At 69.1% G+C, this 14,096-nt stretch carries 13 protein-coding genes, 1 tRNA gene and 1 pseudogene; 6 read left to right on the forward strand and 9 right to left on the reverse strand.

Annotated features, from left to right (window positions below):
- Positions 1-9: 9 nt before the first annotated feature.
- Positions 10-2,250, reverse strand: a complete 2,241-nt coding sequence (locus EXE58_RS06910) for a putative bifunctional diguanylate cyclase/phosphodiesterase (RefSeq protein WP_167288730.1) — start codon at positions 2,248-2,250, stop codon at positions 10-12.
- A gap of 140 nt (positions 2,251-2,390) precedes the next feature.
- Entirely contained in the window at positions 2,391-4,223 is a 1,833-nt protein-coding gene (locus EXE58_RS06915) for a phosphoenolpyruvate carboxykinase (GTP) (protein ID WP_135267176.1), read from the reverse strand.
- A 182-nt stretch (positions 4,224-4,405) separates the two neighbouring features.
- On the opposite strand from EXE58_RS06915, the gene EXE58_RS06920 reads away from it, so the two are divergent.
- A tRNA-Arg gene (locus tag EXE58_RS06920) sits at positions 4,406-4,478 on the forward strand.
- Between the two features lie 65 nt (positions 4,479-4,543).
- On the opposite strand, the gene EXE58_RS06925 is transcribed toward EXE58_RS06920, so the two are convergent.
- Complete coding sequence (locus EXE58_RS06925; protein WP_135267177.1) at positions 4,544-4,939, reverse strand: hypothetical protein; 396 nt, start codon at positions 4,937-4,939, stop codon at positions 4,544-4,546.
- Between the two features lie 139 nt (positions 4,940-5,078).
- Here EXE58_RS06925 and EXE58_RS06930 point away from each other — a divergent pair, with 139 nt between their 5' ends.
- Both EXE58_RS06930 and EXE58_RS06935 read left to right on the forward strand, forming a co-directional pair.
- Positions 5,079-5,261 carry a hypothetical protein gene (locus EXE58_RS06930; RefSeq protein WP_135267178.1) on the forward strand — a complete coding sequence of 61 codons (183 nt, stop codon included), beginning with the start codon at positions 5,079-5,081 and terminating at the stop codon, positions 5,259-5,261.
- Positions 5,262-5,342: 81 nt separating this feature from the next.
- A complete protein-coding gene (locus tag EXE58_RS06935; RefSeq protein ID WP_135267179.1) occupies positions 5,343-5,546 on the forward strand; it encodes a YgaP family membrane protein in 204 nt (67 codons plus the stop codon).
- Between the two features lie 12 nt (positions 5,547-5,558).
- Here EXE58_RS06935 and EXE58_RS06940 read toward each other — a convergent pair whose 3' ends face one another.
- Positions 5,559-6,365 (reverse strand): patatin-like phospholipase family protein, encoded by an 807-nt coding sequence (locus tag EXE58_RS06940; protein ID WP_135267180.1) that lies wholly within the window; start codon positions 6,363-6,365, stop codon positions 5,559-5,561.
- A gap of 199 nt (positions 6,366-6,564) precedes the next feature.
- Positions 6,565-7,020 (reverse strand): DUF4383 domain-containing protein, encoded by a 456-nt coding sequence (locus EXE58_RS06945; RefSeq protein ID WP_135267181.1) that lies wholly within the window; start codon positions 7,018-7,020, stop codon positions 6,565-6,567.
- A 232-nt stretch (positions 7,021-7,252) separates the two neighbouring features.
- Here EXE58_RS06945 and EXE58_RS19695 point away from each other — a divergent pair.
- A pseudogene (locus EXE58_RS19695) lies at positions 7,253-7,809 on the forward strand (polyphosphate kinase 2 family protein).
- Here the strand turns inward: EXE58_RS19695 and EXE58_RS06955 are convergent.
- The 4 genes from EXE58_RS06955 to EXE58_RS06970 form a co-directional block, all read right to left on the reverse strand.
- Positions 7,763-8,260 (reverse strand): hypothetical protein, encoded by a 498-nt coding sequence (locus tag EXE58_RS06955; protein WP_135267182.1) that lies wholly within the window; start codon positions 8,258-8,260, stop codon positions 7,763-7,765. The pseudogene EXE58_RS19695 and the gene EXE58_RS06955 overlap by 47 nt on opposite strands.
- Before the next feature lie 17 nt (positions 8,261-8,277).
- On the reverse strand, positions 8,278-9,087 hold the full coding sequence (locus EXE58_RS06960; RefSeq protein ID WP_135267183.1) for a hypothetical protein: 810 nt from the start codon (positions 9,085-9,087) through the stop codon (positions 8,278-8,280).
- 71 nt (positions 9,088-9,158) lie between these two features.
- The gene (locus EXE58_RS06965) at positions 9,159-10,274 is read right to left on the reverse strand and encodes an alpha/beta fold hydrolase (protein ID WP_135267184.1); all 1,116 of its coding nucleotides are present in this window, start codon (positions 10,272-10,274) and stop codon (positions 9,159-9,161) included.
- Between the two features lie 59 nt (positions 10,275-10,333).
- Complete coding sequence (locus EXE58_RS06970; protein ID WP_135267185.1) at positions 10,334-11,770, reverse strand: DUF4389 domain-containing protein; 1,437 nt, start codon at positions 11,768-11,770, stop codon at positions 10,334-10,336.
- Between the two features lie 313 nt (positions 11,771-12,083).
- Here EXE58_RS06970 and EXE58_RS06975 point away from each other — a divergent pair, with 313 nt between their 5' ends.
- Together EXE58_RS06975 and EXE58_RS06980 are read left to right on the forward strand one after the other, a co-directional pair.
- Positions 12,084-13,802, forward strand: a complete 1,719-nt coding sequence (locus EXE58_RS06975) for an NAD-dependent malic enzyme (protein WP_135267186.1) — start codon at positions 12,084-12,086, stop codon at positions 13,800-13,802.
- A gap of 87 nt (positions 13,803-13,889) precedes the next feature.
- Complete coding sequence (locus EXE58_RS06980) at positions 13,890-14,063, forward strand: CsbD family protein (protein WP_135267187.1); 174 nt, start codon at positions 13,890-13,892, stop codon at positions 14,061-14,063.
- Positions 14,064-14,096: the final 33 nt, after the last annotated feature.

Below are 14,096 nucleotides of genomic sequence, written 5' to 3' on the forward strand. Positions count from 1 at the left end.
CCCCTTGTTTCAGCGGACGAAACTGCTGCTGGCCTCGGGCTGCAGGAACTCGGCCACGAACTCGTCGACCGGGATGGGCTTGCCGATGAGGTAGCCCTGCGCGTAGTCGACGCCCTCGGCACGGACCACCTCGAGCACCTCGGGGCTGGAGACGAACTCGGCCACCGTCTCCTTGCCGAGGTCACGGGCGATGCCGACGATCGAGCGCAGGATGGTGCGGTCGACCCGCGAGACGTGCGAGTTGGCCACGAACTCGCCGTCGATCTTCACGTAGTCGAACAAGAGGTGCTTGAGGTAGTAGAAGGAGCCGAATCCTGCGCCGAAGTCATCGAGGGCGAACCGGCAGCCCACCCGGGCCAGACGCTGGGCGAACTCGCGGGCCAGCGCCACGTCGGCCACGGCCGCGGTCTCGGTGATCTCGAGGATCAGGGCACGCGGGTCGACGTCGTGGCGCACGAGCGAGTCGCGGATCGTCTGCTCGACCTGGGCGTCTCCGATGGAGTGCCCCGAGATGTTGACCTCGAGGCAGAAGTCGGGCCTGATCGTGCGGAGGTCGGCCAGCATGGCGATGCTGCGCTCGATGACCCAGGCGTCGACGCGGGGCATCAGCCCGGACCGCTCGGCGATGTAGACGAACCGTCCGGGCGGCACCAGCTCACCATCGTCGCCGCGCAGGCGCAGCAGCGCCTCGGCGGAGTCGATGTGACCGTTCGTCACGTCGAGGATGGGTTGCAGGTGGAGCTCGAACCGGTCGTTCTCGAGGGCCTCCTCGATCCGGTCCTGCCACTGAAGGCGGGCCGACAGGCGGGGCGGGCGCATCTCCCCCTCACGCAGCATCGCGATCTGGTTGCGTCCGGCCTCCTTGGCGTCGTACATCGTCATGTCGGCCAGGGCCAGGATGTCGACGGCCTGCTCGCTGGCAGCCTTGAAGGTGACCGCGCCGACGCTGGCCGTGACCCGGCGGCTCACGCCGTCGAGGGTCGCGGCGTGCTCGCTCACCTGGTCGACGATGTCCTGCGCGACGCGCTCGGCCGCCCCTTCGTCACCGTCGGTGACGATGATGCCGAACTCGTCGCCGCCGAGCCGCGCCACCACGTCGGTGGACCGCACCGCACGCCGCAGCACCCCGGCGATGACGACCAGCAGCTGGTCGCCGGCGTTGTGGCCGAGGGTGTCGTTGACCTGCTTGAAGTTGTCGAGGTCGAGGAGCACCACGGAGCCCGAGGGGCCGTAGCGGCGGCAGCGCTCGAGGTGGCGTTGCAGCTCGTCGTCGAAGAGACGACGGTTGCCGAGCCCGGTGAGGACGTCGTGGTCGACGAGGTGTGCGAGGCGGTCCTGGTAGCGACGGCTCTCGGAGACGTCGACGATGTTGACCAGGAGGATGTCGGGCTCGGTGACGTCGGCGTGGCGCAGCATCCGGCTGCTCAACGAGACGTGGACGTCCTGGCCGGAGGAGTTGCGCAGGACGCAGTCGGTGGCCACCGCAGTCTGGTCGGTCTCCAGGACGCGGCTGACGTTCTGCTCGACGCACTCGTCACTCGCGGCGCTGAACTCGGTGAGAAAGCGGCCGACCATGTCCCGGCCCCGCAGGCCCACCATGGCGCCGAGCGCCCGGTTGGCCAGGACGATGCGCCCGTCCTGGTCGAGCACGGCGACGCCGTACGGCGCGTCGATGAAGAGACGGGCACTGCGCTCGGTCGCTGAACGCGCGGTCCTGCTCTCGCGCTCGAGACGCATCACGATCCGCTGCACCACGCGCCCCAGCACGTGGGCGATCGGCACGTAGACCGCCGCGAGCCGCCAGCTGTCCCAGGGGTACTTCTCACCGCCGATGAGGAGGACCGGAGCCATGATGACGACGCCCACCAGGGCCACTGAGGCGTACATCTCCTGCCTGCGACCCGTGATGGCCAGCCACAGGACGGGGCCGATGAGGAGGGGCAGGACCGGGGACTCCGCACCGCCGCTGGCGTCGCGCAGCAGGGCGATGTACACGAACGTCAGCAGGACGGCGGTCGGTGCGAGCCAGGTGCGCTCCTCGCTGCGGGCGCTGAAGATGTAGGCCAGCAGCACGAGCTCGTAGACGAGCGTCGTGACCAGCAGCATGAGGGTCGACGTCGGGTGCGGAGGAACGAGCACGACGAGCAGCCCAATGCCCAGGACCACCCCGAACGGACGCATGAGTCGCAGCGAGGGACGGGTTCGATTGAACCCGTCCCCGGCCGCGAGCGCGCGTTCGACGAATGACATGGTGCAACGAGCGTAACTACTCGCGAGCATCCGCGGACCGAAAGGTAAAGAGTGGTGCCCACCCGGTCCGGGGCCCGGAAATGCACTGACCCGCCCGGGGTCCCGGGCGGGTCAGCGAGGTGCTGGTGACGCGGTGCGGGTCAGGCCTGCTCGTCCTCGAGCGCCTTCGCCACGCGGCGGTGGGCCTCCCAGATCTCCTCGGGCAGACCGTCGAACTGCTTGAGGTGCTCCTCGCGGTAGCCGATCTCCTGCTGCCAGCGCGCCTTGTCGATGGCCAGCACGGAGTCGAGGTCGGAGAGGGTCTGCTCGTCGAGACCGTCGAGGTTGAGCTCCTCGCGGGTCGGGATGATGCCGACAGCGGTCTCGCGGCCCTTGACCTCGCCGTTCTTGAGCTGCATCAGCCACAGGAGCGGGCGGAGGTTCTCGCGGTAGCCCGGCCACAGGAACCGGCCGTCGTCGCCGCGCTGGAACCAGTTGACGTGGGCGAAGAGCGGCTTGTCCTTGGCCTGACCGATGACCTTGAGCCAGTTGGCGGCGTAGTCGGCCTCGGGGTAGGAGAGGAACGGGCGCATCGACATGGGGTCGTAGCGCAGGACGCCCTCCAGCCCGTCGGCGGCGGCGGTCGCCTCCGCGCCCAGGGTGAGGCCGTCGTAGACGCCCTCGGCCACGTCGTGGATCGCGCGGATCAGCGGCTCACGGTCGCGGGCACGGCCACCGAAGATGATGCCGTGGATCTCCACGCCCCGGTAGTCGTCGTAGTCGGCCGCCACGTTGGGGACGTTGCCCAGCTGCGTGGTGAAGCGCGAGTTGGGGTGGGCCCACGGGTCGTCGACGTGCGCCTCGGCGCGGTCGGCGATCCGGTCGCCCTTCCAGTCCATCCAGCCGTCGAGGTCGGCGGGCTTGTCGCCCTTGCCCTCCCACCAGACCTCGTGGGTCTTCTCGTTGTAGGCGACGTTGGTGAAGATCGCGCCGGAGTTGGGAAGGATCGACTCGATCGCGGTCGGGTTGGTCTTCTCGTTGGTGTCCTTCGCGACACCGAAGACGCCGTTCTCGGGGTTGAAGCCGCGGAGCTTGCCGTCCTCGTCGACCCAGATCCAGGCGATGTCGTCGCCGTAGAACTCGACGTAGTAACGGTCACCGAGGGCGTCGGGGGCCAGCGTCATCGCGAGGTTGGTCTTGCCCGAGGCGCTCGGGAAGCCGCCGGCGATGTTGTACTTCTTGCCGGTCTCCTTGTCGGTGATGCCGAGCAGCATGAACTGCTCCACGAGGAAGCCGTTCTTCCAGCCGTCGTAGGAACCCTGGCGCAGCCCGTGGGCGATCTTGCCGAGCAGCGCGTTGCCGCCGTACGACGACCCGAAGTGCAGGATGGTGCGCTCGTCGGCGACGGTGACGAAGTAGCGCTTGTCGTCGGGGGTGCCCTGGCCGAGGTTCTCCAGGTCGCCGGTCACGTGGACGGCGCGCACGAAGTCGTTGCCGAGGTGGTTGATGTAGTCGACGCCCACGCGGGCCATGCGGATCATCTGCATGACGACGTTGCGGTTGTCGGTGAGCTCGACGCCGGCTGCGAACTTGTCGAGCGGACCGCCGGCCGGAGCCATCAGGTAGGGGATGACGTACATCGTCTTGCCCTCGGAGGCGCCCCGCATCAGGTCGTGCAGCTTGGGCTTCATCTCGGAGGAGGGGTGCCAGTTGTTGTAGGTGCCCTTGTCGCGCTCGTCGCTCGTCGCGACGATCGTGCGCTCCTCGGCGCGCGCGGTGTCCTTGTAGTAGGACCGGGAGTAGTAGAGCCCCTCGCCTGCGGGCAGCAGCTCTCCTGCCTCGAGCGCCTCCTGGATCAGGCGGGCGTCGTCGGAGGTGTTGACCACCTCGATGCGCTCGGCGCCGGTCAGCTCGGCGTACTCCTTGACGAACTCCTGAACCTGGGGGTTCGTCAGTCCCGCTGCTTCCAGGACTCCCTGAACATCTGCTGCCATCGCCAGCGCTGCCTCTCATATGACGTGGCGGGCTTCCGCCACGGTGGTGCGACTCGTGCCCAGCACCATATGGCACGCTGGGGGGTCTGCCGACGGGTGCCCACTGTGACGCTGATTTCGTCGCGCCTCGACCGGTCGGCTATTCTCTCGGAGTCTGCTCGTGCCCAGCACGGACCGGACGGGCGCCTGTAGCTCAACGGATAGAGCATCTGACTACGGATCAGAAGGTTTGGGGTTCGAATCCCTACAGGCGCGCAGATCGAAACCGCAGGTGACTCACGCAGGCACCTGCGGTTTTTGTCGATTTCAGGGCGAGTCGTCTATCGAAGCGCCTCGTTCATCTCCCTGTGCAGTGACTGCAAGTCAGCGTGGAGTGCGGCCCGGTGCGCTCGGCGCGCCCTGCTCCCCTCAACCGGCATGTCCACGCGCGCTCTGAGCTTCTGAGCACGCGACCGCCACTCGGCTGCCTGCGCACGCTCGGGTTCGCTCTGCGCCTCCTCGCTCAGCCGCTGCGCAAGGAGCTCGGTCAGGTCCATGCGTGCGGCGAGCTTGCGCTTCGGCGACGCACTGGCCAGGTCGCGCAGCAGTGACATGACCTTCTCGCGGTTCTTCGCCTCGAGCAGCAGCGGCCAGAGCTTGGGCAGCTGCTTGGCCATTGCAGGCAGCGCCCTCTTGAGGATCGGAAGGGCCGTCTGGAGCGAGAGCAACGTTCGCACCTTCCTTCTAGGGCAATGGTGTGAACCCACCCTAGGGGACTGCCCGCTCCAGGAATTTGAATACCCCCGGGGGTGTGTTTATGCTATATCTTGTTGATACCCCGCAGGGTATACTCTTCTTCTCAAGACGGAGCGCCGCATGTGCCGAGCAACCCGCTGCAAGACCTGTGGCAAGACCACCTGGGCCGGTTGCGGCCAGCACGTCAACCAGGTCAAGGCAGGAGTCGCTGCCAAGGACTGGTGCAACGGCAAGCACACCCCGGCTGAGAAGGCTGCCGCCGGCTCCGACCGCGGCTTCGTGTCCAAGCTCTTCGGCCGCTGACCTTTCCACCCCCCTGACTGGCGGGGGCGCGTCCTCCCCCGTGCGCGCTCCCGCCTCCTCCCTCCCCCTGAAGGACCTGACGTGAACCTCGACCGCGCCGTCCTCGGCCTCGCCGGCACCATGACCGTCGCGAGCGTCGTACTGGCTGCTTTCGTCTCCACGTGGTGGTTGCTGCTCACCGCGTTCGTCGGGCTCAACCTGCTCCAGGCCAGCGTGACGGGCTTCTGCCCGGCCGCAGCGGTCGCCCGCCGCTTCGGCATAGACGCCGGCTGCGCCTTCCGCTAGGACCCACTTCCCCTAGCGCTGGGTCGCGACCGAATCGAGCGCCGCGAGAGCCGTCTGCTCCCCCAGCCTGAAGAGCGTGCCGGTGTGCCCGAAGTCGAACACGGGGCCGCAGTCGAAGGTCTCGTCCAGCTTGCACTGGACCACCTCGGTGTCGGGTGCGAACGCAGCGGTGGGGCGGTTCGTGATCGAGCCGGCCAGTGCGGCGACGAGGACGTGCAGCGGGGAGTGGAGTCCGCGAGCGGCGTTCTGCTTGCTCACGTCGAGGAGCCAGACCCTGTCGCCGGGACGCACCATCCGGGCCGCGGCCGACACCGGCAGGTTCTCCGACACACCCGCGTCCACGTGGACGCGGCCGTCGAGGGTGACCGGCGGGAAGAGTGCCGGGAGCGCGGTGGAGGCGGCGATCAGGTCGAGGACCGGGCCGGAGTCGTGGTGGACGGAGCGGCCGGTTCCGAGGTCGGTGGTGGCGACACGGACCGGGATGGCGAGGTCCTCGAGCCGCTCGACCGGCACCCAGTCGGAGATGAGGTCGCGGAGCCGCTGGGAGCCGAAGAGATAGGGCCGGCGCCGTACGACGTTCAGCGCGGCAGAGCGGCGGGACCCGATCAGCGACTTCTCGCTCATCTGCATCCAGCCGTCGGCCAGCGCCTCCACCCGGTCGGGCGTGGGGTCGGCGGCCACGCAGCAGCCGTTCAGGGCCCCGACTGAGGCTCCGACCATCGCGTCCGGGACGATGCCTGCGCCGATCAGCGCGCGGAGCATCCCGATCTGGGCCGCTCCGCGGGAGCCGCCTCCTGAGAGCACGAACACGTTGCGCACAGGTCAGCTCCTCTCCGGTCGTCGGTGCGTCATCTTGTTCCCCACTGCGGCCGCGGCGGGGCCGACCTGCGTGGTTGGCAACTCGAACCACCCGAACGGGTGGTCAGCAGTGGCCCGGACACGTCATCCGTACGACGCGAGAGCCCCCGGCCGGCCCGGCCGGGGGCTCCCGTGTCGTGGTGTGTCAGAGGGTGGTGTGTCAGTGGGTCCGGCTTACCTCGCGGCGGCCCAGGGCGACACCGAGGCCGATCATGCCGATCCCGAGGACGAAGTGCAGCCAGTCGTCGGCGGTGTTGAGTGGCACGAAGTTGGCCTCGGAGTCCTTGTCGATGAGGAGTCCGTAGAGCCACAGCACCAGGTAGATGGCGCCACCACCGATGAGGAACGCCTTGGCGGTGGAGTCGGCGCGGGACATGGCAAGGCCGGCGACACCGAAGAGCAGGTGGACGATGTTGTGCAGGATCGAGACCTTGAAGATCCCGAGGAGCATGGCGTTCGACTCGTGGCCGGCGAACTCCATGCTGTCGTAGTCGGACGTGATGCCGGGGATGAACCCCAGGATGCCGACGAGCAGGAAGACGGCGCCCACTGCTGCGGCTGCCATCCGGAGGGGCGACCGGTCTCCGCGACCGGTTCCGTGCAGGTGATCTGTCATGGCTGCTCCTCCTCGTGGCTGTGTGTTGACCTCGATGCCGTACCCCGGTCCTGCGCGTTCATGCAGTACCGCCGGTCACTCCGCGGGAACGAGGTACTGGGGTGCCCCTTGCCGCCTACTCCGCCCGAGCCACAGGATGGGAGCCCCGACAGGAGGCGACATGACCGACGGCCAACGCAGCGCCAGGTACGGCTCGAGCGGACGCCTGAGGTCGTCGGTCTACGACGCCGAGATGGCGCGCCTCCAGGAGCAGCTGGTCCTGCTGCAGTACTGGATCCAGACCCAGGGCCTGAAGGTCCTGGTGATCTTCGAGGGTCGGGGGTCGGCCGGCACGTCGAGCACCTGCCCGCCGCCGGCGAGATGGTGCTGTTCGACCGCAGCTGGTACAACCGCTCGAACGTCGAGTGGGTCATGGGCTTCTGCACCGAGGAGGAGCACCAGGAGTTCCTGCGGAGCTGCCCGGAGTTCGACCGCATGCTCGTCCGGTCGGGGATCGTGGTGCTGAAGTACTGGTTCTCCGTGAGCGTCGAGGAGCAGCAGCGTCGCTTCGAAGCCCGCAACGCCGAGCCTCTCAAGCGGTGGAAGCTCTCCGACATCAAGCAGGCGCCTTGGTACGTCGTCCCGTCCGACGACAAGCGTGCCGCCCGGCTCAACTGCATCAACCACCTGCTCTCGCGGTTCGACTACGAGGACGTTGCCCCGCCGCCGGTCGAGCTGCCCGAGGTGCGCGACATCCCCTACGTCAGGCCACCGGTGCACGAGCAGACGTTCGTGCCCCGGCTGTTCTAGCCGTCCCCGCTCTGCGCTCGGCACGCAGCATGAGCGAGAGCGTGAGGATCATCAGCGGGGCCCACACCCACAGCACGCCCCCGAACGCCAGCTGCCCGACGTGGAAGGCGATCAGGGCAACAAGCCCCGCCTGGGCCCACCTGCCGCCGGCCAGGATGAGCGCCCCTGCGAGCAGCTCACAGACGATCAGCAGGCCGATGAACAACCACAGGTGGGGTACGACGAGCGACGCCCAGGTGTCGCGCACGAAGGGGAACGGTGACGGCTCCGCGAACTCGCCGTAGTAGGCGTGGTCGGCCGCGAGCCAGACCGCATTGACCAGGGCACCGAACACGATGAACAGGATGCCCACCGCCCAGCGCCCGACCAGGAGGGCACGCGCGCTCCGACCGGCCCGCAGGGCCGCGACGAGGGCCGTGCCGCCCAGCACGAGCCACATGATCTGCACCATCACACTCTCCTCTCACTTCACCCGGGACGCCGGGCAGCGGGACGCCGCAGGAGCGCGGCGGTGGCGACGAGGTAGAGCAGCAGGATCACCGGTTCGAACGGGTCCATCCACACCGCCCCAGGCACGTCGGCGGCGCTCTGGAAGAGCAGCGACACGACGTAGCTGACCTGGTGCAGGGTGCCGGGCACGAGAGCCAGGGCGGCGAGCACGAAGCCCCACGGAAGTCGACGCCACAGCAGGACCGCGGCCGTGGCGTACAACGGCACCAGGATCGTCAGGTCGAGCACGATGCCCAGGTGCACGATGGCGTCCGACTCGACGAGCGAGCTGCCGGCGGGCACCGTGCCGTCGACCGCGTAGGCGATGCAGCCGTAGGCCCACATCGCACCCAGCGCCACGCTGAGCAGACCCAGCACCACGCCGGGAAGGCGTACGGCGACGTGCCCGACCCGGTCGGCCAGTGGATCGGCCACCACCCCGCTCAAGGTGAACCCCAACGCCACCAGGGTCGTGGTGACGAGCACGGCGTGCAGCAGCAACAGGTCTGTCATGCCGGCGCCCAGCAGGTGGTAGGCGAAGGTGTAGCCGAGGTACGCCAACCAGCTCGCCACCATCAGCCGACCCAACGGCGCTCCGTGCTGGTCCGACCTGATCGCCAGCAGCAAGGCGGGTCCGGCCACGACCAGCGTCACGGCGTCGAAGCCGCGCAGCATCTGCACGGCCGCCTCGTCGTCGCCGTACAGCCCGCCGAACGCCAGGCCCAGACCGGCCGCAACCATCGCCGTCACCGCCACCGCGACGGAGAGGCGTCGGACCGCAGGGCTCATGCCCACTGGCCTCACATGATCCGCCGTGGCCGTCGTGGTCGGTGGCGTGCGGAGAGGCTCGGTTCCGAGCTTCATCTTCCTTCTCCTTCCAACGAGTCGTCGAGGAAGGCGAGCACCCGTGACTCCCATTCATCGGGCGCCGTCTTCATGGCTTGGGTGTGGCCGGCGCCCGGCACCGTCCAGGTCTGCACGAGGCCGTTGCCCCGCTCCTGCAGGTAGTCAGCGACCAGTGCCTCGTCCGGCCGTTCTCCCGCAGCGATGACCAGGAAGGCAGGGTGATCGGGGCGGCCGGTGGCGGCCGCGACGGAGTCGCGCAGCGCGCTCGGCCGAGGAGCCTCGGTCAGCAGGTCGGTGAACCAGTAGGTCAGGGCGTCGATACGTTGCTGCACTTGGCCGCGCGTGCCGTAGGCATCCTCCAGGTACCCCTTGTCGGCCGCGACCCGGTTGGTGGCACCTTCTGCCACGACGGCCGCGACACGGTCGTCCGCACCGGCGGCGCCGATCGCCTGCTCACCGCCCATGGACGTACCGACGAGCCCGATGCGCTCGGGGTCGACGCCGGGCTGCTCGACGAGGAAGTCGACGGCCCCCTCGGCGTCGGCCTCGCCGTACCATCCGAAGTCCATGCCCCGACCCTCGCTCTCACCGTGGCCGCGGGCATCGAACAGCAGCACCGCGTAGCCGTGCGCGGCCAGCACCGAGGCGTGGTCGAGCTCTGCCGAGCGTGTCGACCCGGCCCCGTGCATGAGTACGAGCGCCGAGCCGTTGCTGCCAGGCACGTACCAGCCGCTGAGCCTCACCCCGTCACCGCTGGGGAACGCCACCTCGCGGTAGGTCAGTCCCACGTCCGCCGGGGTGCGACCACCCAGCTCCGGGCGCGGGGGGTACGACGCCGCGACCGCCTGGCCCAGCGTCCAGAGCGACAGGTACGTCGCCACCAGCACGAGCGGCAGCACCAGGGCCCACCAGCGACGGCGGGTCCCGGCCAGGACGCCGAACGTCCCCCAAGCCGCGAGGGCGGCTCCGACGACGAGCAGCACCAGCCCGGTCGTGGCGACCGAGGTCAGGCCCTCCTCGGCGTAGTGCCGAGGACCCAGCCCGACTCCCGCGGCCAGTGCCAGCAGGCCGAACGCCACGAGGAGCACCCACGCCCCACGGCGCCGCCCGGTCCTGGTCGTGGCGGACATCTTCGGCTCCTTGCTGCCGTTCGGCGGCTACACGATGTCGCGCCGCTGCACCGCCGTCCTCATGACGTCGCCCTGCTTGCAGCCCGGACGGGTACGGCGATCAGCAGGGCGCCGATCAGGAGGAACGCTCCGGCGAGCACGAGCAGGGTCGCGATGAGGACTCCGATGGCGGGGACCTCCGCGCCGACCGAGACATCTGCGGCGACGGCGTCGGACCCGTCGGCGTTCATCAGCACGGCGGTCCAGTCACCGTCCTCGAGGGACCAGGTCAGCTCCGGCTCGTCGCCGGTCGCCTGTGCCACCCAGAAGTCCTGCTCGGCGGGCGGTGCCTCGGGGGCGCCACCCTCGGTGTTGTCGTAGACCGGACCCGGGGCCGGGATCTCGAGCAATGTGTCGTGCTCCACCCCGGTCAGGTAGTCCTGCACGGCGTCGCTGGGACCCACGCCCACGAAGAGCGCCTGGCCCCCTGTCGACTCGGCAGCGAGGCGCACGTCCCCGATCAGGTCCTCGGGGAACCACTCCGGCGCGCCGTCGGTGTGGATACGGGAGTCCTCGGACACGACGGCGAAACCGTCGCTGGACAGCTGCTCCTGCGGACTCATCATGAAGCCGTCGGTGTCACGCGCCATCTGGTCGGCTGCGACGAGGGTCAGACCCCCGCCCGCCATGCCGAGCCCGCCCAGCACGAGCAGCGAACCGAGGACGAGCGAGACGACGCGGCCGGTGGACCAGCCGGTGCGACCGGGTGTTGTCGGGGGACCTGACGGCGGTGGGGCGGCGTACGTCGTCTCGGGCGGCAGGGTGCCGACACCCCCGCGCGGCTCGATCGGCGACTCGTGGCCACCCTGGTCGAGGCTGAACGGTGGGTAGCGGTCGGTCATCAGTGCGACGTAGCCGGCGACGCGGAGGACCCAGCGATTCAGGCCGATGACGAGGTCGAAGATCGGCTTGGGATAGCGGCCCGAGAAGAGCAGGACCACGGCGGCGACCAGGACGAGGAGCCCGATCAGGCTGAACCCGACCCAGGCGCTCTCGTCGGCGTCACGGATGCCGTAGCCCAGGCCCCCGGCGAACAGGCCGATGATCAGGTAGTGCGGGATGGCCAGCAGCCACCACTTCACCAGCACCAGGCCCCGACTGAGTCGCTCGGGGTAGTCGACGCTGAGGTGGGCGGGGTAGTCAGGCACCTCGGCCAGGGTGAACGGCGGGTAGCGGTCGGTACCGAGGGCGCCGTACGCGTAGTAGCTCACGCGCCAGCTCCATCGCATCACGCCAACGTTGAAGTCGAAGAGAGCGCGTGGGTAGCGCGCGGTGAACAGGATGGCGAAGAACGCCACCACGCTGCTGACCAGGAATGCGGCCCACAGAAATGCCAGCACGATGTAGTGCGGGATCGCCAGGAGCCACTTCACGAGCCAGAGACCGCGGCTGAGCTGCGGATCGAGCTCGGCATCGACATGGACGGGGTAGACGACGGGAATCGTCGAGGTGCTCATCTTCGTCACTTCCTCAAGCGCGAGACCCCCACGTTCGAGACGGACGAGGGGGTGAGGTGGGTGGGCAGGGGACCGTGGCGGCGACGTCAGGGCCGGGAATGGCGCGAGTCGGCCGGGGCCGCGGTGGCCTGGCAGCATGGAGGAGGGCCGTGTCGCCCGTTCGGACCGTCGTCATGACGATCGCGCCCCCTTTCTGCCCTTCAAGTGTCTCGCCAGCAGCGGGGTCGCGCCCAGAGGCGAAGGTCCCGGCCAGGCGGCTCGGCCGACCCCGACGGCTTGTCCCCGAGGGTGGGCAGGGGCGAGGGTGGGGGGCATGGCCGAGCGGGACTACGAGCAGGACACCACGGTCGCCGACGGAGTGCTCCGCATCAGGGCACGCGGTCGCGCGGTGCTGTCGAACCCGATGACCAACCGAGGGACGGCCTTCACCGACGAGGAGCGCACCGTCCTCGGCATCCACGGACTGGTGCCCACCGGGTTCACCACCCTGGAGAACCAGACCCGCCGCGTCTACGAGCAGTTCCGCAACACCGGGACGATGCTCGGCAAGTTCCTCACCCTCAACGCGCTGCGCGACCGCAACGAGGTGCTCTTCTACCACCTGCTCACCAACCACCTCGAGGAGATGCTCCCGGTCATCTACACCCCGACCATCGGGGAGGCGATCGAGCGGTTCAGCCACACCTACAACCGCCCCCGCGGCGTCTTCCTGTCGGTCGACCGCCCCGACCAGATCGCCGACTCGCTGCGCAACTACGGCCTGGGCGCCGATGACGTCGACCTGGTCTGCGTCACCGACTCCGAGGGCATCCTCGGCATCGGCGACCAGGGCATCGGTGGCATCCAGATCGCCATCGGCAAGCTGTCGGTCTACACCGCGGCCGCGGGCATCCACCCACGCCGCACCATCCCCGTCGTGCTGGACGTCGGCACCGACAACCTCGGCCTGCTGAGCAACGACCTCTACCTCGGCGAGCGCCACAGCCGTGTCCGCGGGGAGAAGTACGACGACTTCATCGACGAGTTCGTCACCACGGTCCAGCAGCTCTTCCCCAAGGCGATGATCCACTGGGAGGACGTCGGAACCGCCAACGCCCACCGGATCCTCCACCGCTACCAGGACGAGGTGTGCACGTTCAACGACGACATCCAGGGGACCGCGGCGGTCGTGCTCGCCGCCATCCTCGCCGCCGTCGACGTCACCGGCGGCGACCTCGAGGACCACCGCATCGTGGTCTTCGGTGCGGGCAGCGCGGGCATGGGCATCGCCAACCTCGTGCGCGACACGATGCTGCGCAGCGGCCGGCTGGAGTCCGAGGAGGAGGCCTACGCCCGCTTCTGGCCGATCGGCATCCAGGGCCTCTACCTCGACGACGACACCTCGCTCCTCGACTTCCAGCGTCCCTACGCGCGCAGCCGCGACGACGTGGCCGGCTGGGAGCTCGAGAAGCCCGGGCACGTGGGACTGATGGACGTCGTGCGCCACGTCCGGCCGACGATCCTGATCGGCACGTCCACGCGCGGCGGTGCCTTCTCGCGAGAGGTCGTGGAGGAGATGGCCCGCCACTGCACGCGGCCCATCATCTTCCCGCTCTCCAACCCGACGAGCAGGGCCGAGGCCACCCCGGCCGACCTGCTCGAGTGGACCGACGGCCAGGCGCTCGTCGCGACCGGGAGCCCGTTCCCGCCGGTCGACCACGACGGCGTACGACACGTCATCGCCCAGTCCAACAACGCGCTGATCTTCCCGGGCCTGGGACTCGGGGTGGCCGCGAGCGGCGCTCGACGGGTCACTGCGGGCATGATCGCGGCGGCCTCCGAGTCACTCGCCGGGATGGTGAACGCGTGGCGCCCCGGCGCCCCGCTGCTGCCGGGCGTGGGCGAGCTGCGACTGGTCTCTGCCACCGTGGCGATCGCCGTGGCCCAGCAGGCCGCCCTCGAGGGCGTGGCCGAGAAGTCCCTGGGCGACCCGATCCAGCAGGTCTACGGGCGCATGTGGCAACCGCGCTATCCCGACATCGAGGCCATCTGAGACCGGGTCCCGACGTCTACTCAGCGCGCGGATGGGCACTGAGACGGTGACGCCCAGTCCAGGGGCGTCCCGACGAAAGGACCCCTCATGGGACTCGACGACAAGATCCAGAACAAGACCGAGGACCTCACCGGCAAGGCCAAGGAGCACGCCGGGAAGGCCACCGACGACGAGAGCCTCGAGGCCGAGGGCAAGGGCGACCAGATGGGCGCCAACCTCAAGGACGCGGGCGAGAAGGTCAAGGACGCCTTCAAGAAGTGACCTGCCGCCAGCCGGCCGGGCGCTGACCGCGCC

It is taken from the genome of Nocardioides seonyuensis (genome assembly GCF_004683965.1).
Classification (GTDB): Bacteria; Actinomycetota; Actinomycetes; order Propionibacteriales; family Nocardioidaceae; genus Nocardioides; species Nocardioides seonyuensis.